The following is a 24,263-nucleotide window of genomic DNA, read 5'->3' as shown; positions in this document are numbered from 1 at the left end:
GCCGCCATGCAACCCGCGACAAGGGACGTTGCCGAGGTCTACCTGGCACCGGGCGAATTCCGCTTCGCCACGTGCCCGACCCGGCTGCGTACGATCCTCGGTTCCTGCGTGGCGATCACCTTGTGGCATCCCGAACACCGGATCGGCGGCATGTGCCATTTCATGCTGCCCAGCCGCATACGCTGCTCCACGGCCCTCAACGGCATGTACGCCGACGAAGCCATCGAACTGTTCATCCGTGAGGCGCGGGTCCATCATACCGAACCCGAGGAGTACCAGCTCAAGCTGTTCGGCGGCGGCGAGATGTTCCCCGAGCTGCAACGGCATGTCCCCTTTGGTGATGTCGCGCGGCTGAACGTCAATGCGGCGTTGGAAATGGCCGCCCTCTACCGCCTGGACCTGATTGCCCAGGACATGGGCAGCACCGGCTACCGCAACATCATCTTCGACCTGTGCAGCGGCGATGTGTGGGTCAGGCACCAACCGATAAGGACCCGGCATTAACCATGTCAAAAAAGATCAATGTATTGCTGGTGGATGACTCTGCCGTGGTTCGCCAGGTATTGCTGGCGATTCTCAGTGACACCCCGGATATCCACGTCATGGGCGCGGCCTCCGACCCGATTTTCGCCATGGAAAAACTGGCCCGGGAGTGGCCCGACGTGATCGTGCTGGATGTGGAAATGCCACGCATGGACGGCATCACCTTCCTCAAGAAAATCATGAACGAGCGCCCGACTCCGGTGGTGATCTGCTCGTCCCTGACCCCCAAGGGCGCGGAAACCACCTTGCAGGCGATGGCCGCCGGCGCGGTGGAAATCATCACCAAGCCCACCAGCGGCTTGAAGAGTTTTCTGTTGGAGTCAGCGGCGGAACTGGTGGCGGCAATCAGGGGGGCCGCCCAGGTCAATGTCCGCAATCTGGGCAAGCGTCCCGCGCCACTGGTACCGGCCGTCAAGCTCAACGCCGATGCCATGCTGCCCGCCGCGAACGGCCACGCCATGGCGCAGACCACTGAACGCATCGTCGCCCTCGGTACCTCCACCGGCGGCACGCAAGCCCTGGAGGCGGTGTTGACTGCCCTGCCGCGGGTGTGTCCGGGGATCGTCATCGTCCAGCATATGCCGGAAAAATTCACCGCCTCGTTCGCCGCCCGGCTCAACAGCCTGTGCCAGATCGAAGTCCGCGAAGCCCGCAACAACGACCGCATCCACCCGGGCCTGGCACTCATCGCCCCCGGCGGCAAACACATGATGGTGACCCGCAGCGGCGCGTTCTATCACGTGCAGGTGGTGGACGGGCCGCTGGTCAATCGCCATCGCCCGTCGGTGGACGTGCTGTTCCGCTCAGTGGCCAAATTCGCCGGCCGCAACGCCACCGGCGTCATCATGACCGGCATGGGCGACGACGGCGCCCGCGGCCTGAAGGAAATGCTCGACGCCGGCAGCGCCACCGTGGCCCAGGACGAAGCCAGCTGCGTGGTCTTCGGCATGCCCAAGGAAGCCATCAAACTCAACGCCGCACAACGGGTGATGGGGTTGCAGGAGATTGCGCAGGTGATTTTGCATCGGTAGCCATCGGGGGCTTTGTGGCGAGGGGATTTATCCCCTCGCCACAGGCGTCTACACCGGCGGAATCGTCGCAAGCACGCCAATCAGCAAGGTCAACGCCAGGAAACCACCCAGAAAAATTGCCATCTTCGTCATAAGCACTCCAGAAAGAAACACACAGCAAGCAGCCACTTCATAACCCCTGTGGGAGCGAGCCTGCTCGCGATGACGTCGGCACAGTCAACTTCCTTGCCGACTGACAGAGCGCCATCGCGAGCAGGCTCGCTCCCACAGGACTCTGAGGTGAACTCGGTTTCCGATGAATACCTCGCAATATTCTGGCTTGAAACTCAGGTTGCATTACAGCCGCACCTGTCAGCAAAAAAACCGGATCAGATCCCCTTGCCACGCCCCTCGATATACCAACGTATATTTTCCCGCCCTTAATCTCAGTGGTCATCGCCAGAGGCTGGACTTAATCTCGCCGCACTCAAACACCGACGATACAAAAGAGGTGCACGATGCGCTCTCCACTCGCCGCCTCAGCATTGACCCCTTTCAAATACAACGAGCCAGGTGCCTGGTGGGCTGATGTCACGCTGGTTGGCCTCATCGTGGTGCTGGTCGTATTCATTACCTACGGCGTCGAGCAAATGAACCAGCCGCTCGGTGTGCTGGATGCCTCGCCGCTGTCACTCGATCTGGCCCACTTGCCGGGATACACCCTGCGTACCACCTTGCGCATGTTCATCGCGCTGTTTGCGTCCTTTGTGTTTTCCCTGCTCATCGCCACGTTGGCGGCGAAAAGTCGCAAGGCCGCCCTGGTCATCCTGCCGGCACTGGATGTTCTTCAATCCGTGCCGGTCCTGGGGTTCCTGACCTTCACCGTGGTGTTCTTCATGGGGCTCTTCCCAGGCAAGGAGTCCGGGGTGGAGTGCGCAGCGATCTTCGCCATTTTCACCAGCCAGGTCTGGAACATGACCTTCAGCGTCTATCAATCACTGAGGACCGTACCCAACGATCTCTACGAAGTCAGCCGGCAGTTTGCGTTTTCGCCCTGGCAGCGGTTCATCAGGCTGGAGTTGCCCTTCGCCACGCCAGGGCTGGTGTGGAACATGATGATGTCCATGTCCGGTGGCTGGTTTTTCGTGGTGGCGTGCGAGGCCATTACTGTGGGCAACACCACCGTGAATTTGCCGGGGATCGGTTCCTGGCTGGCGCTGGCGATCGAACGCAAAGACATCGTCGCGACCGCCTGGGCCGTGCTGGCCATGGCCGTGGTGATCATGCTCTACGACCTGTTGTTCTTCCGGCCGATCGTGGCCTGGGCGGACCGGTTTCGCTTCGAGCAGACCGCCTCCCAGAAGCGCCCTCGCTCCAGGGTCTACGACCTGCTGCGCTCGACTCGCCTGGTGCCCTTGGCGCTGCTGGCACTGGGCAGTCTCAGGAGTTCCTTATTCCTGGACAAACTCCCCACGCTGCCCCGCCTGCGCTTCAAGGCCAGTGCCCGTTTCAGCCGCACGACCGACCTACTCTGGATTGCCTTGATCGTCCTGGCCTGCATGGCCGGAATCTTTCAGTTGTCAGCCTTCATTAGCAGTACCTTGGGCCTGGAGGACGTCATCAGCGCCGTCAGCCTGGGGCTTGCCACCCTGCTGCGCGTCGTCGTGCTCATCGCGCTCGCCAGTCTGGTCTGGGTACCCGTCGGCGTGTGGATCGGCCTGAACCCGCGCTGGGCCGAACGCCTGCAGCCCATCGCACAACTGTTGGCGGCCTTTCCCGCCAACGTGCTGTTCCCGTTTGCGGTGGTCGCCATCGTTGCCTTGAAACTGAACCCCGATGTCTGGCTGTCGCCGCTGATGGTGCTGGGCACCCAGTGGTACATCCTGTTCAACGTGATCGCCGGGGCCAGTGCGCTCCCAACCGACCTGCGAGAAGCCACCCGCAGCTTCCACCTGCGCGGTTGGCAATGGTGGCGACAGTTCGCCCTGCCCGGCGTCTTTCCCTACTACGTCACCGGCGCCCTGACGGCGGCGGGCGGATCGTGGAACGCCAGCATCGTCGCCGAGGCCGTATCCTGGGGTAACGAGCATCTGTACGCGTCAGGGCTCGGCGCCTTCATTGCCCAGGCCACCGAGGCGGGAGACATGCAACGGGTGGCGCTGGGGGTTTCGGTCATGGCGATCTTTGTCGTGGGTTTCAATCAACTGCTGTGGCGTCCCTTGTACGGTTTCGCCGAGCGCCGACTGCGAATCGATTGAGGATGAACCAATGCAAGTGATGGAGAAGCGCTGCCTGGTCGACGTGCAGCAAGTGGGTCATGTCTATGGCACGGCCGGCGGCGCCGAGCGGCGGGTCCTGGACGATGTCTGCATGCGCCTGAACGAGGGCGAAATCGTCGGTCTGCTGGGACGCTCAGGGTCTGGAAAGTCGACCTTGCTGCGCTCCATCGCAGGCCTGATTTCGCCGACCGCGGGCGTGGTTGAATTCCCCGTCGATGCCCAGGGATCAGCGAGTTCGGTACGCATGGTGTTCCAGAGCTTCGCCCTGTTTCCCTGGCTGACGGTATTGCAGAACGTCGAGGTCGGCCTCGAAGCCTTGAACGTGCCGGTGCCCGAGCGCCGCCGACGGGCCCTGGCCGCCATCGACATGATCGGCCTCGACGGCTTTGAAAGCGCCTTCCCGAAGGAGTTGTCCGGCGGCATGCGCCAGCGTGTCGGCCTGGCGCGGGCGCTGGTGGTCGCCCCGGATGTGCTGTTGATGGACGAACCGTTCTCCGCATTGGACGTGCTCACCGCCGAAACCCTGCGCACCGACTTGCTGGACCTGTGGCGCGAAGGGAGGATGCCGCTCAAGTCGATCATGATGGTCACCCATAACATCGAAGAAGCCGTGCTGATGTGCGACCGGATACTGATCTTTTCCTCCAATCCGGGGCGCATCATGAAGGAAATCAGCGTCGACCTACCCCAGCCGCGCAATCGCTCCGACCTGGCGTTCCAGGCCTTGGTGGAACACATCTACGTGCAGATGGCCGGTGGTGGACGTGCGGATTCTCCACGCCAGGGTGTGTTTGCAGGTACGGGCGTGGGCATGGTCTTGCCGTCGATCTCCACCAACGCACTGGCCGGATTGATCGAAGCGGTCCAGGATCACCCCTTTGACGGCCAGGCCGATCTGCGGGAGCTTGCGGGGGCGCTGCGCTACAGCGACAGTGATCTTTTTCCGGTCGCCGAGGTGCTGCAGCTGATGCGTTTCGCCGACCTGCATGATGGGACCCTCACCCTGCTACCCGCCGGGCATCGCTACGGGGAGTCAGATGTCGATGAGCGCAAGCAATTGTTCGCCCGGCACCTGCTCCGGTATGTCCCGCTGGTGGGGCATGTGCGAAGAGTGCTGGACGACCGCCCTACCCGCACGGCGCCCGCCCGACGTTTCCGGGACCAACTGGAGGACTTCATGTCCGAGCACGACGCCGCCCACACCCTGGACTGCGTCACGCAGTGGGGACGCTATGCGGAGCTGTTCGCCTACGATGAAGTGGCCGATCAGTTCAGCCTGGACAATCCGTCCTGAGGTGATTCAAATGACAAGGTCGAAGCCCGGCCGGATCGAGCGATACGAGATGAATATTCAATGAGAAAAACTCAATGGGCGCTGCGTCTGCTGCTTCTGCTGGGGCTGGCGCTCGGCATCGCGGCGATAGACACCATCACCGATCTCGAGATCGCCGTGGGAGTCTTCCAGATCGTCGTGGTGCTGATTGCCGTGAGGATCCTGCCAGCGCGTGCGGTCGCGGGCGTATCGTTCATTTGCATGGTGCTGACGATCTTCAGCTATCGGCTGACACGCTTCGGTGATTCGGAGGCCGGCCAGATCAACGTGCTGATCAGCCTCGCCGCCATCGCCGGCACGACCTACCTGGCCCTGCGCCTGTCGGCCGCCATCGAAACCGTGCATCGAACCCGCGCACACCTGGCACACATCGCTCGGGTCAACATGCTGGGCGAACTGGCCGCCTCCATCGCCCACGAAGTGAACCAGCCCTTGGCCGCCGTCGCCAACAGCAGCGGCGCCTGCCTGCGCTGGATGGCAACGGAGCCACCCAATTTGCCCAAGGCCCGCCTGGCGGTGGAACGCATCATCGCCGATACCCATAGGGCCAGTGAAATCATCACCCGCCTGCGCGGCATGGCCCGGCACCAGGCCCCCACCAAGCAATGGTTGAACGTCGCCGACACGGTCAATACCGCCCTGCGACTGTTGGCCGGAGAACTGAACGAGCAAGGCATCACCCTGCGCGTGCATATCCAGGAAGGCCTGCCGCCGATGCTGGCGGATGAAGTGCAGATCCAACAGGTGATATTGAACCTGGCGATGAATGGGATCGACGCGATGCGCCAGGTCGACGCCGACCAGCGGTTCCTGGAGTTTCATGCCGTGCTGGAGTCCGGTCAGCAACTGTTGTTTTCCGTGTCCGACCAGGGCAAGGGCCTGTCTGGAAACGACCACGAGCGGGCGTTCGACGCGTTCTACAGCACCAAGCCAGACGGCATGGGCATGGGCCTGGCCATCAGTCGCTCGATCATCGAGGCCCATGATGGGCGTATCTGGGTATCCAGCAACCCGCAATCCGGCGCAACCTTCCACTTCACCCTGCCGGCGGTGACAAGAGAATCCGATGACTGAGCCCCAACTTGCCGAAGCGATGGTGTACATCGTTGACGACGACAGCTCCGTACGCGTCTCACTGCAAGACCTGCTGGCCTCCGTGGGCCTGCCGAGCATGGCTTTCGCCTCGGCGCGCGAATTCATGGACGCCGCGCTGCCAGACATCCCCGCCTGCCTGATCCTCGACGTGCGCATGCCGGGGATGAGCGGGCTGGACTTCCAGCAGGAAATGGCACGCTTGAACCTCCAGCTCCCCGTGATCTTCATCACCGCCCACGGCGACATCCCCATGTCGGTAAAAGCCATGAAGGCCGGGGCGCTGGAGTTCTTGACCAAGCCCTTCCGTGAGCAAGACCTGCTCGACGCCATCAGCCAGGGCCTGAACCGCGACAGGGAACGGCGCAAGGCCGCCTCGGTGATGGATGACTTGAAACGGCGCTATGACAGCCTGACTGACGGCGAACGGGACGTGATGGAGTGGGTGGTGTCAGGCTTGCTGAACAAACAAGTGGCCGGACGCTTGGGGTTGAGCGAAGTGACCGTGAAGGTCCGGCGCGGCGCGTTGATGCGCAAGATGGATGCGGACTCGTTGGCGGCGTTGGTCAAAATGTCGGAGCGGCTCAAGGGTATGAGTCACTAAGGAATCCCGAGGCTCTGCTTTTGTGGGAGCGAGCCTGCTCGCGATGACGGCAGCACATTCAACACCGATGCCAACAGACCCACCGCTATCGCGAGCAGGCTCGCTCCCACAGGGGATCTGGGACGAACTCAGGTCATGTAACCAGGCCACAATCCAATGTGGGAGCGGGCTTGCTCGCGAAGACGGCAGCACATCCAGCACCGATGCCAACAGACCCACCGCTATCGCGAGCAGGCTCGCTCCCACAGGGGATCCGGGGACGAACTCAGGTCATGTAGCAGGCCACAATCCAATGTGGGAGCGAGCCTGCTCGCGATGGCGGCAGCACATCCAGCACCGATGCCAGCAGGCCCACCGCTATCGCGAGCAGGCTCGCTCCCACAGGGGATCCGGGGACGAACTCAGGTCATGTAGCAGGCCACAATCCAATGTGGGAGCGGGCTTGCTCGCGAAGACGGCAGCACATCCAGCACCGATGCCAACAGACCTACCGTTTTCACTCCCATCCCAGTCGACATCGATACCGGAATCCAATTACCTTCATCCATCCGCGCTCAAGGACCGACCGCCATGCCCAGCTTCCCGACCTTCCAAACCCAACGCCTGATCCTCACTCCACTGCAACTGACCGACGCCCCCGCCATCCAGGCGCTGTTCCCCCAATGGGAAGTGGTCCGCTACCTCGATAGCCGAGTGTCTTGGCCCTACCCCGCCGACGGCGCGCTGGCCTACGTGCGCGACCACGCCCTGCCCGCCATCGAGCGTGGCAAAGAGTGGCACTGGATGATCCGCCTGGCGTCAGACCCGACCCAGATCATCGGCAGCATTTCCCTCTTTGACCAACCAGACAACCACCGCGGCTTCTGGTTGTCACCGCAATGGCAAGGGTTCGGCTACATGAGCGAGGCGTGCGAGGTGATCAACGAGTATTGGTTCGTGACGCTTGATCGCCCGGTAATGGTGGTGCCCAAGGCCGTTGGTAACCAGGCCTCTCGGCGCATTTCGGAACGTGAGGGGATGCGATTACTCAGGACTGAACGGGGGCGATTTGTCAGCGGGGAATTGGACAAAGAGGTATGGGCATTGGACCGTGAGCAGTGGCTGGGGCGTACTACTCAGAGACGGTAACTGAAAGCTGCATCGGCTATACCGAACCAAAGACAAAATCGGCAGGCTCGAACCGCTCGCTCGTGTCCATCCGGATATTCCGTAAGTGCGCCGTTTCCAGGTGCGACGCATAAAGCTGTTCCGAAAAATAGCCCACCAAGATCGAACGACGACGAGCCCCACTCACGTTCAGACTGGCCGCGTGAACCAGCTCGGCATCAAACACCAGGATGTCGCCGCCCCCCCCTGAAAGCTGCACGGAGCGGGACTCGTCAGCGAAGTCGAAAGACGGCGTTCCCGGCGTCGGGCGATGGCTGCCAGGCACGATACGCGTCGCGCCGTTCTCGGGACCGTAATCGTCGAAAAAAGCCAGGGCAACTGCCGTATCCCCTGGCCGTTGGGCCGACAGGTCGCGGTGCAACTGCTGATGACCGCCACCTGCCAGGGGCTCGCGTCCTTCCACCTGCGCGAGAAAAAAACGCTCGCCGATCAACTCGCCCACTGCCGCCAGCAACGGTGGCAGACGACACACCGCCTGGATCGTTGGATTGCAGTCCAGCAGCGAATGACGCCAATCCCAGCCACGGGGGGTTGGCCATTGATCAGACGGTATTACGCCCGCATCGAATAGGCTACGCAGCTCTGCGAGCCACTCGGTTGGGATCGCACGATGCAGCAGGACGTAGCCATCCAGGTGGAGTTGATTGCGGTTGGTCATGGCGCTGGCAATATCCTTGTATGTGGCGAGGGGATTCATCCCCGCTGGGCTGCGAAGCGGCCCCCATCGAGGCGTCAGAACTGCACTCAGGAATTGGAACCCATCCGCCCCCGAAACGCCACGCGCAGGCACCCCCAGGCGATGGCTCCAACGATCAACACCTCCGCGCCCCCCATCAGCAAGTTGAAGGAAAAGGTCAGCGGTTTCTCGGCCCAATAGAAAATCGTCGAGCCCGTCCGAAAACCGCTGGCATGCAACCGTCCGGTAAACACAGACGGCACCCATGCGACCAGGTTAATCAGCTCCAGCACCGCCAGGAAAGTACCCAACAGCATGAGCAAGGCGCGGGCAGGCATACCGAGCTCCTCGCTCGATTCGGACGCAGCCGCGGCCCCCTTCCCTCTGCGCCTTCTGGCTTCCCTCACCGCCTTGCCGCTGGTAGGCGCTGGAACCGGCCTGTAGGGTACTTTCGCAGCCACCGCCGAAGCACCGACGACCTCGGTAGGCACCGCCACGTTCAGATAGCCGGCCAGCTCACGCAGCCACACGTCGGTGCGTTGACTCCCCGGCACTACCGGAACGTTATCGGTGGTCAGGCGATGCTCACTGCCATCGCGCATCACCAGCCACAGCTGGGTTCGGGCTTGCTCAGCCTGCGGAAGACGACGAAGTTCAAGGTATTTGACGGCGTCGATTCTGAATACCAACTGCACACGCTCGCGACGTCCAAAAAAGTTTCGGGTCAGGCGCTTGCCTTCACCGTCGACGCGCGACAACACCAAGCTCTCGCGGATGCCGGTGTAAACCATCAGCATCAGGCCAAGGGACGGAATCAGCAGCAGCCCGAGAACGATGAGCAACGAGGACAGCGGATCCAGGCCAACCGATGGCGAAAGTCCCTCAGCGACCGCGAACACGGCGAACGCCATCGGCAAGAGGAAGGCAAGCGCGCCTACCAGCAACACGGCGGTACTCTGCACCTTATTGTGCGAGTGGATATGCAGGTCATCCTGGGCGGTGCGTTCGAAGCGGTGTCCGATCAACATGCAGAACTCCTTCTCACTGTCCTACGAATCCTGAAAATGTTGGTTCGTTTCCGCGCAGAACTCTCACGATTCCTACGATGCTCTCGGAATCTCTCACCTTGTCCGGTTTGGGCGCGAAAAACTATAGTCTTTCCCGTCGCCCAAGGGGGGCGATCAGGTTTGGCGACCTGGGATCACGTGCAAAAGTACTGCGCTTTTTGCGAAGGCTTTGGCACACTTGCGCGGCTACCCGTTATGGTAGTTGCGCGCGGGAGACCTTAGGGTCTGCCGGTTTCCGATCCCGGTTCGCCAACCTGCGTGCAACTGCCACCCAATTGTTTGGCGACGATTGAGTGGTCTAACCTCACTAGATCGGAGTTTCAAACATGGAACGATACGTCCCCATCACAGGCATTGACTGCACCCCGGCTTCCCTGCTCATCGATACACAAGCACCGCTTGACGTTCTTCACGCAACCGCTGACTACCGGATTCGTGTGGTGACTCAGGTATTGGAGAACATGGCGTTCCGATCAGAGATTGCCAGCGATACGGTGGTGCTTTCGGACTTTGCACAGCTTCTGGTGATTCCGTTGCGTGATGGATGTGATTTGCTGGGGGTGATTGGACGAAGACTTCAGGCGCAGGTTGAAAGCTGATAGAACGACGTGCGCTTGAGAGTGCCCGTTTTTTCCTCCCGGAGGATTGCACAGGCAGACTCACCCGTTCGCGTCCTCAAGCCTTACTAATGCGTCGGTTTTATCGAACATGTCAGTGATCATGCGTAACCGAAGACTGCCATCAAAACTCACAACCCGGAAGGCTGCTTTCGGCCGATTCTGTTGAAAAAGTCTGCCATGGTTTCCACTGCAGAAAAGTAAGCGCTTGAGATTGAAATCTTTACTTTGTGCAGAGGATTCCGAGCTCAGATTTCGCATAGCTGCGCGCAAAAAAGGCATTTTCAGCAGCCAGTATGTGGGCAATCAGGAAGGACCGACTTTTTCAACACAATCGGCCGGAAGCAGCCTGTCCCGCTGACCGATTGTTGTTGACGAAGACGCTTACTGACGTAGTATCGCCGCCCCCAAAAACACCCGAAAAGAGTCCTACACCCAGAGATCCACCACTCCGATCAATTGAAAAACCTCCTCTCCCGAAGGCTCGGCGAAGATGATGTCCAGGTTCCGGTAACCGGAGTGGTCCCCTACCAAGCTCAACTCGAATCGAGCCCCATGATCGTCGGTTTCATAGGTCTTCAAGTACGTCAGGTTCTTGGTTTCATTGAACACCACGTCCAAGGTGCCGTTGTAACCATTTCCCAACTGGGTGAAGCCCAAGGCGGACACATCGATCCTGTCTTCACCCACGGTGTAGTCAATCAGCCGATCAGTGTGGTTCTCGGTGGCGGTACGGTAGCTGTCGTTCAGTGCATCGAAGCGGAACACATCGTTGTTGCCGCCCCCCACCAACAGGTCCCGGCCCTCCCCGCCAACCAATATGTCATTCCCCAGCGCGCCATGAAGACGATCATCGCCCGCCAATCCTTCGATGATTTCGCCTCGGGCGTTGCCCTGTAAACGATCGGCTTCTTCGGTGCCCGTCAAGCTGGCTTGCTGAAACAGAAGGTTGGTTTCATTCAGCGTTTGGCTCAAGTCACCGTCGAAAACCAGTTCGAAGCGTTCCCCATTCGCGTTGGCATCGAAGCTTTTGAGGTAGGTCCGCGTCCCGCTTTCATTGACTCGTATCGCCAGCGTTCCGTCATGTCCATCGCCCAGCCCGAGGAAGCCCAGGGAGAAGAGCTCGATGGTATCGGTGCTGGGGTCGAAGTCGGTGATTCGGTCGCTATGGGCGGCCGTTGCGGTTCGGTAGCTATCCGTGACTGACTGGTAACGGAACGTATCGGTCCCGGCACTGCCCGTCAGCAGGTCACGGCCTTGCTGGCCATCGAGCAGATCGTTACCGGCGCCGCCCGAAATCGCATCGTCGAACGAGGCGGTACCCAGCAAGAAATCATCATCGCCGCCACCATCAAGGTGGTGATAGCCGTCGTCGGGATTGCCGAAGCTGTGGTCCAGGCTGCCGTCGGCGTTCAACTGAACCAAGGCGGCCAGATAGCCGTCCGCGCTCGTTCCTTGGCTTCCGCCAATCAACAGCTTGCCGTCGGCCAGCACGATCATGTCGGCTACAGCGAAAGGAGCGCTTTCCGAACCCCAACTGACCTGCCCCTGATGACCGAAATCGGTGTCGAGCGAGCCGTCGCTGTTGAGTCGGATGACAGTCGCCACGCCGCCCGAGGCGCCCGCCAGGAGGATTTTGCCGTCGTCCTGGATGACGAGGGCATTTGCATGGACATCCAGAGCCAGGCTGCCCCCGTTCGCAAAGCTGCTATCCAGAGTACCGTCCTGGTTGACGCGAGTCAGGGTATCCCGCCCCGTGATCAATACTTTTCCGTCTGTCTGCAGCGAAACGTCGATCATGCTGGCAGGGTGAATGCCGACGGACGCCGTCAGGTCCAGGATCCCGCCCTCGGCGAAAGACGAGTCCAAAGTCCCCGTCGCGTCGAAGCGGGCGATATGGATCTCCCCGGAGGGATACCCAGCGCTTGCGAAAAAGCTGCCGTCGGTTTGTACAGAGAACGACGCTTGCTGGCTTAGAAAATCATTCCAGTAGAAAGGCACTGTGGCGACGCCGCCGTTCCCGAAACTCGTATCGAGGCTCCCGTCAGCCAAGGTACGACTTATACCCGACACCCAGGCGCCGCCAACTTGCACGTAATGCGTCGCCAGGTACCCGCCTCCCGGCTGCACCGCGGCATTACCGCCGTCCTCGATATCGAGCGTTACAGGCAGCAGAGATTTACCGTCTCCACTGAAGCTGCGGTCCAGGCTACCGTTGGTATTGAACCGGACCAGGCTGCCGGTGAAACCCGAATCCTCTTCGCCTCCTAGTCCCAGGCGACTATAAGCGCCCAGCCAGATTGCACCGTCCGAATCGACCGTGATACCGCCGATTTTGTCCGACCCCCATAAGGGCGTAACCACCATGCCTGTGTTCCGCACAGCTGAAGCGGCGGGCGAAATGCTCTGGCCCATGTCCTTGCCTCCGTTAGCTATCTGTCGCCCGAAACCATAGACACGGGTCAGTCTGGTTGCCACTTTACGAGACGAAAGGAGGTTCTTGGGCGGTCTCTACTTTGCTATCGGTGCAACCAGTCCCTTTCCACTGAATGTGGCAGCCACCAGCCTGCCTTTCTCCAAGCTTGCCGGTTAACTTAACAGCCCCTAATCTGCGCCCCTTTCACGAGGGACCGCATATGCGAGAGCGACAGGCAGCACGATTACTGGTGATAAGCCCCTCAAAAGAAGTCCTTCTTTTTCGATTTCACCATACGGACGATGCGTTGGCCGGCCAAAGCCACTGGGCCACGCCTGGTGGTGGCTTGGAGGATGGCGAGACGCTCCACACAGCCGCAATACGTGAGCTACGCGAAGAGACAGGCATTCAAGTCGCGACCGTTGGCGAGCCTTTGGCAAATCGGCGGCTTCCGTTGCTTTTACCCAGCGGCGAAACAGTGCTCGCTGTTGAGCAGTATTTCGTCGTGCATGCTCAGGATACGGTCCTTTCCCGATCTGAGTGGACAGCGCATGAGAAGATGGTCATGGCGGATCATCACTGGTGGTCGATTCAGGAGCTGAGAACCACGAGCGATACGGTATGGCCGGAGAATCTGGTTGAGATGCTATTGAACGCGAATATATGCAAACAGCCTACCTGAGCAGCTCTATATTTTTCTTGCCCCCAACGCCAACGCGGTTTCGCTGCGGACTGGCTTGCTTCCAGATGAAAGCAACAATCAGGCTGTAGGAAAGTCTTCATACGTTTTCGGCAAATATCCCCAGATCCTCAAAACGCCCCCACACACTTCAAACTCAAATCCAATCTGCCCAACAACCTCGGCTATTTCATCGCTATGGTCGACGACTGCACCGGCAAGCAAGTGACCGACACACGGGCCGCTTTCGAACACGCCTATGTCAAACCACTCGACGCCTGCAAATGGAAAAGGCAGGTGGTAAAACCACTCTGTATCCCAATCTGAGACATAGCCCGTTACTGGCTTGTACCGGTAAGACGGACGCCATCCCTCGCGCTGACGGAAGTGACTGATCAGCTCATTCCATTTGGTGTTGTTTGATGCGCTAGTCAGATTTCTTGCAGTGACAGCTGCTTTGACCTTTCTTCGCGTCGCATCGTCGTGGCCCGCGCCGGCCGTTGGTAGTTCACTCATAAGAAACCTATCGAGAGACCGTAAAACGTTGAAAAGCCGAGGCAAAGGCAAATATTAATTTCCCGCTACGATAAACGTCGTTCTTGGAGAGTGGTCGATGCCGCGTGCTGCGCCTGAGCCGTTATATGTTCGGCCTATGCTTGACCGACTTTTGCCCGTCGGCAATAACCATTTTTGCCTTTGGGTCAAGCGGGCGATAGCCGTTGGAGGACGCTATTAGCGAGCGGTAGCAATTGACCAATGCAGTCCCTCATGAGCGCTCGACACCTTGCACAAGATCGCTTGTTACAAAACCCACCCCGCAATGATCGCAAAAAAAACCATCAACCAGTTGCTTCAGCGGCGCTGGTTTCATAAAGGCAGGTTTGCATTCATCAACTGCTAGTTGATCCAAGCGTTGATAACCTGCTTTTTCTTCCCCATTGAAGCGTTTTTTTGGGCTTGCTGCTCCTATTAGAATTCCCTTTGGTCTGACGTGTTGGACGGATCCACAGCGGGGGCAGGATTCCATAGGATGATGGTTCATGGCATGACCTGATCTGAGAGAAGCAAGAGAATGATATCGGACAGACCTGTAGAGACGTGAAGATGACTCCGAATATCTACAGACTTAACGTGGAGTCCTGTCCCTATCGACGCAAACGTTTTCACCGAACCTGGGCTGAAAGCGAACTACAGCGCCACTGCCTGGACGCACATCAAATTCTTTAGGGATGTTGGAGCTCCAGGCACGCCTTGACATGTACCGTCAGTCCAGTGAAATCTTCATATATAAAGTCTAAATAGCCAGGATCAATGAATCCATCCCAAGGCATTCAGTCACCCTGAGAACCTGATTTCAATGGCGGGCACCAATCAACTACAGAATCCACATACACATGTTTCTGCTTCCCAGCCACGAAGGGCGTATCAAGAGAACCCAACGCTACCGATACCCAATCAGCGAACTGACCTTCAGCTCTCGACCAGAACAAGCTCGAACCACATTCCACGCAGAACTCGCGTAATACCGTCTTCGAGGAAGCAAATGCTTTGATACTGGCAGCGCCTTCAAGTATCCGTAGCGCGCTCCGCGGAACGCTACCGTATGAAGCAAATGCGGCCCCATGGCCTTTACGGCACTGAGTGCAATGACAATGACTCACTGCCTTTGGCGATGTGAGTAGTTCGTACCTGACCACTGAGCACAAACAGCTTCCCTGGAATCTCTGGTCCATGTTGTCAATCGCGTATGTAAAGAGACCCGATCCTATCATCTCGATGTTTAAGAGCACGTCAGCACTTCCAACCCTTGATAGCGCAATGCCACCCACCGATAATCCCCCTCCTTCCAAAAAAGCACATAAGGACTTGCTGTGAAGAAGCTCTACCTGGCTCTACCGTTCTGCGCTCTCCTGCTCCAAGGCTGCGGCGTCACCATGGCTCGCTATGAACCCAATTTCCAGAACGTCCAGCAGCTCAAGCAACATGAGCCGATGCACCCCCTGCGCGAAGCCCAGGTGAATGCCGATTCCGGCCAAGGGTCGCTGATGGTGCGCATGAACCCGATCTCTTCCCCCGCAGGCAGCGTTCCACTGCACATCCAGGCGGCGATCAACGATGAGCTGCGCCAGGCGGGTCTGCTGGACCCACGTGCTGACCGGCAATTGCAGGTTCAACTGATCAAGAACCAGCTCACTGCCGGCATGGGCAGCGGTCATGGCGAGCTGTCTGCGCGCTTCACGCTACGCAAGGGTGACCAGGTTCTCTACGAAACCACCAAGGACGTGCAGCGTGAGTGGGATAGCAGTTTCTTCGGCCCGATCGCCATTCCGGCGGCTGCGAACAACTACAACCCGATGGTGCAGGACCTGCTCAAGAATTTGTACAGCGATCCACAATTCACTCAAGCGTTGAAGTAAGCACAAATAAAGAGCCGCAATCGCAGCTAATGCCAGTCAGTTAAGCTACACACCTGTGGGAGCAAAGCTTGCTCGCGATTGCGGTAAGTCAGTCAGCAGTAATGTTGACTGGTCTGTCGTTATCGCGAGCAAGCTTTGCTCCCACAGGCTTTGCTGACGGCTATTACGCAATCGCAGCTCTTTTCTTATCGGCTGTCAGCCCCGTGGAATGCGGGTGTCGACAGCGGAGTATCTCATGCGGTTGTTGTCGACCCAGTTCTTCAACAGCGCATTGACCTGGCGGTTGAAGGTGTCGGTGACGGCCGCCTTGGGGGTGTTGCCTGCCAGCGGCAGGAACCAGATGCCGATCCAGGTGTTGATCGCGTCGTGGTTGCTGGTCTTGGCCAACGATTGACCACGCTCGTCCACGGTTTCCAGGCTCATGGTGTACTGATCTGTTCCCAGTGCAGGAATAACCCCGAGCGAAAAACCGCTGATGAACGCCAGGACCATTTGCCCACCGCCTGGCGCGTGGTTGTACACCTTCAGGCGCAGGCTGTAGTCGCCGGGTTGCTTCTGGAACTCATCGAAAACCACACGGCCAAACAGCCCTGATTCATCGAAGGTACGTTTCAGCTCGGGCTTGAGCATGTCCCGGGCTTGCGGCATCTCGGTGGCCTTGGCGCTGTCGGGTTCGCCCTGGTAGAAATCGAAGTCGACATAGACGTTCGGCTTGTTCGAGTAGCTGGCCATCGAAGGCAGGTTCACGGGGGCGACTTCATCTTTGGTGAAGCTGGCGCAGCCAGTGAGGCTCAGGGCCAGGGCGAGGCCTATGGCTTTTCCAAATTGCATATCATCTTCCTTGCGTAATTTGCTATATGCCGCTCATGGAGAGGGTGGCGGATTCTAGCGGGATCCAACTAAAATCAAAAGGCCATCACTTGGATGGCCTGAATGCTTGTCCGCAGAGTCGTGCAAACGCTGGTCACAGATCCAGGTTGCCCCTGATCAAGGCGTTGAGCACGCCCTCGACATCGGCGTCCTGTTGGTTCAACAGGCACAGCGGAATGCCTTCCAAGGCGGCTTGCGAACGGTCCAGCCCCGCGCCCATCAGGGCCAATGGACAAGCGATGTCCATCTGCAACGAACGCAGGCGCTTGGCCAGGATGGGGTTCACCGGCGCTTGCAGCGCAATCACCAGTGCTGCTGGCTGGATGGCCGCGCACACCAGGGGAAGTTCCTCCAATGGCTGCCCGCAGCCGAGCACCTCGACGCCTTGTTGCTTGCCGCCCAGCAGCACCCCGGCGCACAGCAACTGCAGTTCGGCATGCCCTTCGGTGCCTGCCAGCAGCACCCGCGGCGTCTCCACCTGATTCGTCTGCAGGCGCAGCAGCAGCCGGCCACGCAGGAACGTGTCGAGGAACAGCCATTGGCTGCACTCACCCGGCGCACTGCCCGAAGCCAGGTCATGCCAGACCGGCATCAGCACCTTGCGCAGCGCGACAGCCTTGGGCAAAACCAAGAACAGCTGGCGATAGAGCGCATCCAGAGCCTGGGTATCGAAAGCTCTCGTGGCGTGCACGACGGCCTCACGCCAATCGTCAAGCTCGCTGTCCTGGGGTGGGACCACCTCACGCTGGCCTTCGAGCATTTCGCCGACTTTGCTGATGGACAAGCCTGCGGCCGTCCAGCGCAGGATGTCGCGTATGCGCTGCACGTCATTGGCCGTGTACAACCGATGGCCACCGTCGGTGCGCTGCGGGCGGATCAGCCCATGGCGCCGCTCCCAGGCACGCAGTGTCACCGGATTGATGCCGGTCAGGCTGACCACATCACGCATGGGCAGCAAATCGGGTGAAGTGGCTTCAGTCATATGAGGGGTTTATCCGAAAGGTGGCACATTCTAAACCCATACAGTCTTTCTGCGGCGAGCATCCGTAGGTCATCATGTGGCAAACCGCGCCGGCGCTCCGCACAGGTGCGCTACGCAGACTGCTGCATAATTTCGTGGGTGGGCCAAATGATCGACGCAAAACTCCTGCAATTGATGGTCGAGAACTCCAACGATGGCATCGTCGTCGCCGAGCAGGAGGGCAGCGACAGTATCCTCATCTACACCAACCCCGCCTTCGAGCGTCTCACCGGTTATAGCGCCGATGACATCCTCTACCAGGACTGCCGCTTTCTCCAGCGCCAGGATCATGAACAGGCAGGCATCGCCGCCATCCGCGAAGCGATCAGCCAAGGCAGGCCCTGCCGTCAGGTCCTGCGTAACTACCGCAAGGACGGCAGCCTGTTCTGGAACGAATTGTCCATCACGCCCGTGCACAACGAGGCGGACCAACTGACGTACTACATCGGCATCCAACGCGACGTCACGGCGCAAATAGCCGCCGAGGAGCAGGTTCGCGCGCTGGAAGCAGAAGTTGCGCAGCTGCGCCAGCAACTCGCCGAGGCCAATCGCTGAAGAAATAACTGTACAAGAGGATTGACTTGTACAGATTTAACCGTACGCTTCAGACATACCTGTACAACATTTCTTTTTTGTACAGGATTACCTGGAGCGCCCCATGTCAGCTTACCTACAGCAATTCGCCGAGGCGTTCGCCACCCTCACGGGAGACAATCTCGACGCGGTGGAAAAGCTGTACAGCGAAGACATTATCTTCTGCGATCCCCTGCATCAGATTCAGGGCCTGACGGACCTGCGGGCCTACCTCACCGAGCTGTACGCCAACGCCGACGATATTCGCTATGCCTTCGCCGGCGCCGACGAAGTCCGCCCTGGCGAGGGTTACCTGCGCTGGACCTTGCAATTCCGCCACCCACGCCTGGCCCGCGGCCAGCCGATCACTTTGCAAGGCTGCAGTCACTTGCTGTGGCGCGACCGGGTTCATTTTCACCAGGACTATTTCGACGCAGGTGCCCTGCTCTATGAACACATTCCGGTCATGGGCGGCGCTATCCGCTGGCTCAAAGGCAGGTTGGCATGAGCCGCTGCTGGTTGACCGGTGCCAGCAGCGGTATCGGTGCCGCGCTCGCGCAAAGCCTGCTGGAGCAAGGCCACCAAGTGGCTTTGGGCGGTCGTCACGCGGATAGCCTGGCGTCTCTGGCGGAACGTTTTCCAGGCCAGGTGCTGCTGGCGATCGGCGATCTCGATGACCCGGAGCAAGTCGCCGAGATCGCAGCCCGGATCCAGCTGGCTTGGGGAGCGCTGGACATGGCGATCTTCAATGCCGGTACCTGCGAATACCTGGAGCCTGGCCATTTCGACCCGGCCGTGGTCGAGCGCGTGATCCGCACCAATCTCATGGGGGTCAGCTACTGCCTGGCGGCCGCCCTGCCCTTGCTACGCGCCGGCCATCGTCCTCACCTGGTGGTGATGGGCAGTTCAGTGACCTGGCTGGCGTTGCCCCGCGCCGGTGCCTACGGCGCGTCCAAGGCGGCCGTGCGCTATCTGGTGGAGTCGCAGCGTATCGACCTGACCCGCGAAGGCATCGACGTCACCCTGGTCAGCCCGGGCTTCGTCGACACGCCACTGACCCGCCGCAACGATTTCCCCATGCCGCAACTGTGGTCGGCACAGCGCGCCGCCCGGCATATCGCCAAGCGCCTGTCGCGGCGCCCATTGGAGATCAATTTTCCCGGCATTTTCACTCTGGCGTTGCGCCTGCTCGGGGCCATGCCCGCGCGCTTGCGCCTGGTACTGGGCCAACGCCTGGCTCGCCATGAACAGGACCGATGATCGATGCGTATAGCAATCATTGGCAGCGGCATCGCGGGCCTGACCTGCGCCTACCTGCTGTCCCGCAAACACGAAGTGACGGTTTTCGAGGCGGACGAATGGATCGGCGGCCATACCCATACCGTCGATGTGAACTGGCGCGGCGAACGGCATGCCATCGACACCGGCTTCATCGTCTTCAACGACTGGACCTATCCGAACTTCATCCGCTTGCTCGATCAGCTCAAGGTTGCCTCACGGCCGACCGAGATGAGTTTCTCCGTGCATGACCCGCTCACTGGCCTGGAATACAACGGTCACGACCTGAACACGCTGTTTGCCCAGCGCAGCAATCTGGTGTCGCCGGAGTTCTGGGGAATGTTGCGCGACATCCTGCGCTTCAACCGCCAGTCACTCGCAGACCTGGACGCCCGACGTATCGACGCCAGCACCACGCTGGGCAGTTACCTCCGGGCGCAGGGCTACGGTCATCGCTTCATCAAACACTACATCGTGCCCATGGGGTCGGCGATCTGGTCGATGTCCCCCGCGGACATGCTCGACTTCCCCCTGCAGTTCTTCGTGCGTTTCTGTCGCAACCACGGCTTGCTGTCGGTGAGTCAGCGCCCGCAATGGCGGGTCATCGAAGGTGGCTCGCGCAGTTACGTCGCGCCGCTGTGCCAACCGTTCGCGGAACGCATTCGCCTCAACTGCAAGGTTCGCCGCGTCAGCCGTGACGAAGGTGGTGTAACGCTTATCAGCGCCGCCGGCCCGGAGCGTTTCGACACGGTGGTGTTCGCCTGCCACAGCGACCAGGCCCTGAAACTGCTGGAAACCCCAAGCCTGCAAGAGCGCGCCGTGCTGGGCGCCATCCACTACGCCGAGAATGACGTCGTGCTGCACACCGACAGCCGCCTGCTGCCGCGTCGCCGGAGGGCCTGGGCCAGCTGGAACTATCGCCTCGGCGGCAGCGACCAGGCTCCGGCGGCGGTGACCTACAACATGAACATCCTGCAAGGCATCCAGGCAGCGGAGACGTTCTGTGTGAGCCTCAACCAGACGGCTCTGGTGGACCCGGCAAAGATCATCGCCCGCTTCCAGTACGCCCATCCGCAATACAGCCTCGCCGCATCTGCCGCGCAAGCGAACCAGGCGCAACTGCAGGGCCAGCAATTGACCTACTACTGCGGCGCCTATTGGGGTAACGGCTTTCACGAGGACGGGGTGGTCAGCGCGCTGAAGGTGGCTGAACATTTTGGAGAGACGTTGTGAACAGCAGCCTTTGCCTGGGCTGGATCAGCCACCGTCGCTTGTCGCCGCAACGTCATGCCTTTCGCTACCGGACCGGCCTGTTCTACCTGGACCTGGACGAGCAGGCCTGGCTACTCGGCCTGTCGCGCTGGCTAGGACGCTGGCACCTGGCGCCGCTTAGCTGGCGCGAGACCGACTACCTACCCGCCCGGACCCGACAAGGCGAGTCATTGGCCCAGGCCGCCCGCCTACTGGTCGGACAGGCCACGGGGCAAACGCCCGACGGCCCGGTTCGCCTGCTCACCCAACTGCGTTGCTGGGGCCTGTCGTTCAACCCGGTGAGTTTCTATTTCTGCCATGACCGCGACGGGCACCTGGCGGCGATCCTGCTTGAAGTGCGCAACACGCCGTGGCGTGAACGTTTCCATTACGTGCTGCCGGTGCAAGGCAACCTCGCCAGACCGTTCGCCGTGGCCAAAGCCTTCCATGTGTCGCCGTTCATGCCACTGGACATGGACTATCACCTGCGATTTGCGTTGGACGAGCGACACGTGCGCATTCACATGGAGAACTGGCAAGGCGCCGACAAGGTTTTCGAGGCGGACCTTGCCTTGCGCCGCCAGCCGCTGGATCGAAAGGCGCTGCACCGATACATCCTGACTTTCCCATGGATGAGCCTGCGCACTGTCTCGGCCATTTATTGGCAAGCCCTGCGCCTGTTGTTCAAACGCACCCCCATCCATGACCACACGACCTGCCAGGGCGACCTGGCGCTCGGCCAACCTTGCGAGAACCCCGACCATGTCCAACCCAACCCTGAGCGTTAACAAGTCCACAGGCCTGGCGCCGTTGCTCGGCGGGCTGGCGCGCAGTGCCGTGCTCGCTCAACTGGGCAAACTGCGCCACGGTCATCTGCGGCTGCTCAGTCACGGGCGCCAGTGGAACTTTGGTGATGCCGCCAGCCCGTTGCAGGCCGAAGTGGAGATCCTCGACGACACCACCTGGAGCATGATTGCCGGCAATGGCTCGATCGGCGCGGGCGAGGCCTACATCCACGGCTTCTGGCGCAGCCCGGATCTGGCGCTGGTGACCCGCCTGTTCGTCGCCAACCTGGACGTGCTCGATGCCCTGGAAGGCGGCCTGGCGCGCTTGGGGCGCCCGGCCCTGCGGCTGCTGCATCGGCTGAACCACAACAGCCGGCGCGGTTCCCGACGCAATATCCTGGCCCACTACGACCTGGGCAATGCCTTGTTCGAGCGGCTACTGGACCCGACCATGATGTATTCCGCCGCCCAGTTCGAGCACCCTGGCCAAACGCTGGAGCAAGCCCAGTTGCACAAGCTGGAAAGCATCTGCCAGAAGCTTGAACTGCACCCCGGCGATCATCTGCTGGAAATCGGTTGTGGCTGGGGCAGCCTGGCGATCCACGCGGCCACCCGGCATGGTTGCCGGGTCACCACCACGACGCTTTCCGAGGCGCAATACGCCCATACCCTGCAACGCGTCCACGCCTTGGGGTTGGAGCAGCGTGTGACGGTGCTGCGTGAAGACTACCGCGACCTCAGGGGCACATTCGACAAGCTCGTCTCGATCGAAATGATCGAAGCGGTCGGCCACCGTTACCTGCCGGTGTACTTCCGCCAGTGTGCGGCACTGCTCAAACCCGATGGCCTCATGCTGTTGCAGGCAATCACCATTCGCGACCAGCGCTATGCCCAGGCACGCCGCTCGGTGGACTTCATCCAACGCTACATCTTCCCGGGCGGCGCCCTGCCCTCGCTGAGCGTGATGCTGGACACCGCCAGTCGTCACACCGGGCTCAACCTTGTGCACCTGGAGGATTTCGGCCTGGACTATGCCCGGACCCTGGAACACTGGCGCGACAACTTGCGCCAGGCCCGCACCGAACTGGCGACGCTGGGCTATGACGATACGTTCCAGCGTCTGTGGGAGTTCTACCTGTGTTATTGCCAGGGCGGTTTCCAGGAGCGCGCCATCGGCGTGGCGCAACTGCTTTGGGCTGCGCCTCAGGCACGGCGTGCGGCCTTGCCCGGGCAGGCTTGATGCCCGGGCGTTGGCAGGTCGCCAATGCACTTTGGTTGCAGGTCGGCTGGTGGATCTGCGTGCTGGGGGCCCAACGCCCCTGGCTGTTACTGCTGGTGCCCCTCGGCTTGGCCTTGCACCTGTGCTTGTGCCGGGATTTCAATGCCGAGGTAAAGGCCCTGCTGCGCACCGCACTGGCCGGCTGCGCGCTGGACAGCCTGCTGGGCGCATTTGACGTGTTCCGATTTGATAGCTGGCCACTGCCCCTGTGGCTGGCGTTGTTGTGGCTGGTCCTGGCCAGCGGCTTGCGCCACAGCCTGGCCTGGGCCGGCGGGCCCTTTTGGCGCGGGGCGTTGCTGGGCGCAGTTGCAGGCCCGTTGGCGTACATAGGCGGCGCCAGGGTGGCATATGTCGACTTGCCGCTGGGCACGATGGAAACCGGCCTGCTGTTGAGCGCGATCTGGGCGTTGGCCTTTCCCCTGCTCGTGCGCATCGCGGCGTGGCGCTGACCCGCGGCATCTTCCGCTCTACCACTGGCTAGCCAGCGTCAACGGCAGCCGCAAGGGCGCGACGGGGCCGTCATGCTGCCCGCACATTTCATCATGCACCACGTGCTGCACCAGCGTGCAGGGCAACGGTGGCAGGTCGATCAACAACTGGCGCAGCTCGGTGGATGAACGCAATCGAACAGGCTGCCCCTGCGCATCGCTCAGTGTGACCGGGCCGGCAGCGGTAATGGCGCGCAGGATGTAGAAGCCGCCTTCCAGCGATAGCAGTTCAAGCGCTTCGACTTCCCCGGCCGCGACCCGCTCGATGAGGTTATTCAAATTCATGGCGTGCCCTCCGGCAGACGACGGAAAAACAAGGTGATCTGGCCGATCTCCACCCCCAGTTTGCTCATGCTCGAACGGTTGATCAGGGTGTCGTCATCCATCAGGTACATCCAGTCGTCCAGGTCTACTTCCCAGTGCCGCCCTTCGACCGGCAGGTCCAGTCGGTAACGCCAACGCAGCGCATTACCGGCCACTTCACCCTGGGCCTCGCCGATCACGTCCCCTGCCGTTCCACGCCAGCGACCCGGGCCATCCGGCACAATCGTCCAGGTACGCTGCTGTCGCGTGCCGTCGCTGTAGAGGAAATGTTCGTCGAGGATCAGCCGCTCGCCTTCACGACGACTGTCGATGCGAACATGAAAGCGCTTGACCACTTCCCCGGACCGCTTCTGGAACATCCCCCAGGCCTGCACCGGTCGCGAGAAGAACGCCGCCAAGTCCAAATGCGGTTGTTCACCAGCGTAGTGGTCGACACCGACATTGCCGCAACTGCCGAGGAACAGGCAGGCGGCCAGCAACAGTGCTTTGTACAT

Annotated in this window: 27 protein-coding genes; 17 read left to right on the top strand and 10 right to left on the bottom strand. The window is 60.5% G+C overall.

The window, feature by feature from the left end; genetic code table 11:
* Positions 1 to 6 precede the first annotated feature (6 nt).
* From cheD to FGE05_RS23115, 7 genes are all read left to right on the top strand, one after another.
* Entirely contained in the window at positions 7 to 504 is a 498-nt protein-coding gene (gene cheD / locus FGE05_RS23155; protein WP_139648612.1) for a chemoreceptor glutamine deamidase CheD, read from the top strand.
* A 2-nt stretch (positions 505 to 506) separates the two neighbouring features.
* Complete coding sequence (locus FGE05_RS23150) at positions 507 to 1,574, top strand: chemotaxis response regulator protein-glutamate methylesterase (RefSeq protein ID WP_139648611.1); 1,068 nt, start codon at positions 507 to 509, stop codon at positions 1,572 to 1,574.
* A gap of 629 nt (positions 1,575 to 2,203) precedes the next feature.
* Positions 2,204 to 3,811 carry an ABC transporter permease gene (locus FGE05_RS23140; protein WP_373682518.1) on the top strand — a complete coding sequence of 536 codons (1,608 nt, stop codon included), beginning with the start codon at positions 2,204 to 2,206 and terminating at the stop codon, positions 3,809 to 3,811.
* 10 nt (positions 3,812 to 3,821) lie between these two features.
* A complete protein-coding gene (locus tag FGE05_RS23135) occupies positions 3,822 to 5,126 on the top strand; it encodes an AAA-associated domain-containing protein (RefSeq protein ID WP_139648608.1) in 1,305 nt (434 codons plus the stop codon).
* Between the two features lie 60 nt (positions 5,127 to 5,186).
* Positions 5,187 to 6,239 (top strand): sensor histidine kinase, encoded by a 1,053-nt coding sequence (locus tag FGE05_RS23130; protein WP_139648607.1) that lies wholly within the window; start codon positions 5,187 to 5,189, stop codon positions 6,237 to 6,239.
* Positions 6,232 to 6,861: a response regulator transcription factor gene (locus FGE05_RS23125; protein ID WP_139648606.1), complete on the top strand. Its 630-nt coding sequence runs from the start codon at positions 6,232 to 6,234 to the stop codon at positions 6,859 to 6,861. Before FGE05_RS23130 ends, FGE05_RS23125 begins: the two co-directional genes overlap by 8 nt.
* A gap of 570 nt (positions 6,862 to 7,431) precedes the next feature.
* Positions 7,432 to 7,989: a GNAT family N-acetyltransferase gene (locus tag FGE05_RS23115; protein ID WP_139648604.1), complete on the top strand. Its 558-nt coding sequence runs from the start codon at positions 7,432 to 7,434 to the stop codon at positions 7,987 to 7,989.
* Between the two features lie 16 nt (positions 7,990 to 8,005).
* On the opposite strand, the gene FGE05_RS23110 is transcribed toward FGE05_RS23115, so the two are convergent.
* A complete protein-coding gene (locus FGE05_RS23110) occupies positions 8,006 to 8,686 on the bottom strand; it encodes a phytanoyl-CoA dioxygenase family protein (RefSeq protein WP_139648603.1) in 681 nt (226 codons plus the stop codon).
* Between the two features lie 86 nt (positions 8,687 to 8,772).
* Positions 8,773 to 9,732, bottom strand: a complete 960-nt coding sequence (locus FGE05_RS23105) for a hypothetical protein (RefSeq protein WP_139648602.1) — start codon at positions 9,730 to 9,732, stop codon at positions 8,773 to 8,775.
* A 365-nt stretch (positions 9,733 to 10,097) separates the two neighbouring features.
* Here FGE05_RS23105 and FGE05_RS23100 point away from each other — a divergent pair, with 365 nt between their 5' ends.
* The gene (locus tag FGE05_RS23100; protein ID WP_139648601.1) at positions 10,098 to 10,370 is read left to right on the top strand and encodes a hypothetical protein; all 273 of its coding nucleotides are present in this window, start codon (positions 10,098 to 10,100) and stop codon (positions 10,368 to 10,370) included.
* A 447-nt stretch (positions 10,371 to 10,817) separates the two neighbouring features.
* Here the strand turns inward: FGE05_RS23100 and FGE05_RS23090 are convergent, their stop codons facing one another.
* Positions 10,818 to 12,803 (bottom strand): M10 family metallopeptidase C-terminal domain-containing protein, encoded by a 1,986-nt coding sequence (locus FGE05_RS23090; RefSeq protein ID WP_139648599.1) that lies wholly within the window; start codon positions 12,801 to 12,803, stop codon positions 10,818 to 10,820.
* 221 nt (positions 12,804 to 13,024) lie between these two features.
* Between FGE05_RS23090 and FGE05_RS23085 the strand changes: the two genes are divergently transcribed.
* Positions 13,025 to 13,486, top strand: a complete 462-nt coding sequence (locus tag FGE05_RS23085) for an NUDIX hydrolase (RefSeq protein WP_139648597.1) — start codon at positions 13,025 to 13,027, stop codon at positions 13,484 to 13,486.
* A gap of 78 nt (positions 13,487 to 13,564) precedes the next feature.
* Here FGE05_RS23085 and FGE05_RS23080 read toward each other — a convergent pair whose 3' ends face one another.
* The 3 genes from FGE05_RS23080 to FGE05_RS23070 all read right to left on the bottom strand — a co-directional run bounded on the left by FGE05_RS23080 (position 13,565) and on the right by FGE05_RS23070 (position 15,216).
* A complete protein-coding gene (locus FGE05_RS23080; protein WP_139648595.1) occupies positions 13,565 to 13,999 on the bottom strand; it encodes a DUF6678 family protein in 435 nt (144 codons plus the stop codon).
* 250 nt (positions 14,000 to 14,249) lie between these two features.
* On the bottom strand, positions 14,250 to 14,525 hold the full coding sequence (locus tag FGE05_RS23075) for a hypothetical protein (RefSeq protein ID WP_139648593.1): 276 nt from the start codon (positions 14,523 to 14,525) through the stop codon (positions 14,250 to 14,252).
* A 289-nt stretch (positions 14,526 to 14,814) separates the two neighbouring features.
* The gene (locus FGE05_RS23070) at positions 14,815 to 15,216 is read right to left on the bottom strand and encodes a GFA family protein (RefSeq protein WP_139648590.1); all 402 of its coding nucleotides are present in this window, start codon (positions 15,214 to 15,216) and stop codon (positions 14,815 to 14,817) included.
* A 138-nt stretch (positions 15,217 to 15,354) separates the two neighbouring features.
* Between FGE05_RS23070 and FGE05_RS23065 the strand changes: the two genes are divergently transcribed.
* Entirely contained in the window at positions 15,355 to 15,900 is a 546-nt protein-coding gene (locus FGE05_RS23065; RefSeq protein WP_139648588.1) for a hypothetical protein, read from the top strand.
* Between the two features lie 195 nt (positions 15,901 to 16,095).
* Here FGE05_RS23065 and FGE05_RS23060 read toward each other — a convergent pair whose 3' ends face one another.
* Positions 16,096 to 16,731 (bottom strand): hypothetical protein, encoded by a 636-nt coding sequence (locus tag FGE05_RS23060; protein WP_139648586.1) that lies wholly within the window; start codon positions 16,729 to 16,731, stop codon positions 16,096 to 16,098.
* A 133-nt stretch (positions 16,732 to 16,864) separates the two neighbouring features.
* Positions 16,865 to 17,752 (bottom strand): MerR family transcriptional regulator, encoded by an 888-nt coding sequence (locus FGE05_RS23055; RefSeq protein WP_139648584.1) that lies wholly within the window; start codon positions 17,750 to 17,752, stop codon positions 16,865 to 16,867.
* 147 nt (positions 17,753 to 17,899) lie between these two features.
* Here FGE05_RS23055 and FGE05_RS23050 point away from each other — a divergent pair, with 147 nt between their 5' ends.
* The 7 genes from FGE05_RS23050 (at position 17,900) to FGE05_RS23020 (ending at position 23,406) form a co-directional block, all read left to right on the top strand.
* Entirely contained in the window at positions 17,900 to 18,346 is a 447-nt protein-coding gene (locus FGE05_RS23050) for a PAS domain S-box protein (protein WP_139648582.1), read from the top strand.
* A 103-nt stretch (positions 18,347 to 18,449) separates the two neighbouring features.
* Positions 18,450 to 18,872, top strand: a complete 423-nt coding sequence (locus FGE05_RS23045; RefSeq protein WP_139648580.1) for a nuclear transport factor 2 family protein — start codon at positions 18,450 to 18,452, stop codon at positions 18,870 to 18,872.
* Positions 18,869 to 19,624 carry an SDR family oxidoreductase gene (locus tag FGE05_RS23040; RefSeq protein WP_139648579.1) on the top strand — a complete coding sequence of 252 codons (756 nt, stop codon included), beginning with the start codon at positions 18,869 to 18,871 and terminating at the stop codon, positions 19,622 to 19,624. Before FGE05_RS23045 ends, FGE05_RS23040 begins: the two co-directional genes overlap by 4 nt.
* Before the next feature lie 3 nt (positions 19,625 to 19,627).
* The gene (locus FGE05_RS23035; protein WP_139648577.1) at positions 19,628 to 20,875 is read left to right on the top strand and encodes an NAD(P)/FAD-dependent oxidoreductase; all 1,248 of its coding nucleotides are present in this window, start codon (positions 19,628 to 19,630) and stop codon (positions 20,873 to 20,875) included.
* On the top strand, positions 20,872 to 21,681 hold the full coding sequence (locus FGE05_RS23030) for a DUF1365 domain-containing protein (protein WP_139648575.1): 810 nt from the start codon (positions 20,872 to 20,874) through the stop codon (positions 21,679 to 21,681). Before FGE05_RS23035 ends, FGE05_RS23030 begins: the two co-directional genes overlap by 4 nt.
* The gene (locus FGE05_RS23025) at positions 21,656 to 22,918 is read left to right on the top strand and encodes a cyclopropane-fatty-acyl-phospholipid synthase family protein (protein WP_139648573.1); all 1,263 of its coding nucleotides are present in this window, start codon (positions 21,656 to 21,658) and stop codon (positions 22,916 to 22,918) included. Before FGE05_RS23030 ends, FGE05_RS23025 begins: the two co-directional genes overlap by 26 nt.
* Positions 22,918 to 23,406: a DUF2878 domain-containing protein gene (locus FGE05_RS23020; RefSeq protein WP_139648571.1), complete on the top strand. Its 489-nt coding sequence runs from the start codon at positions 22,918 to 22,920 to the stop codon at positions 23,404 to 23,406. Before FGE05_RS23025 ends, FGE05_RS23020 begins: the two co-directional genes overlap by 1 nt.
* An 18-nt stretch (positions 23,407 to 23,424) precedes the next feature.
* On the opposite strand, the gene FGE05_RS23015 is transcribed toward FGE05_RS23020, so the two are convergent.
* Both FGE05_RS23015 and FGE05_RS23010 read right to left on the bottom strand, forming a co-directional pair.
* Positions 23,425 to 23,730, bottom strand: coding sequence for a DUF6482 family protein (locus FGE05_RS23015; protein ID WP_139648568.1), 306 nt, complete (start codon positions 23,728 to 23,730; stop codon positions 23,425 to 23,427).
* A complete protein-coding gene (locus FGE05_RS23010; RefSeq protein WP_139648566.1) occupies positions 23,727 to 24,263 on the bottom strand; it encodes a DUF3833 domain-containing protein in 537 nt (178 codons plus the stop codon). The genes FGE05_RS23015 and FGE05_RS23010 overlap by 4 nt, the downstream gene beginning before the upstream one ends.

The sequence above is a fragment of the Pseudomonas sp. ICMP22404 genome (assembly GCF_006227205.1).
In the GTDB taxonomy this organism is placed as follows: Bacteria; Pseudomonadota; Gammaproteobacteria; order Pseudomonadales; family Pseudomonadaceae; genus Aquipseudomonas.
The sequence above is the reverse complement of the archived record's forward strand: the minus strand, read 5'-3'. Positions and strand labels throughout refer to the sequence as shown.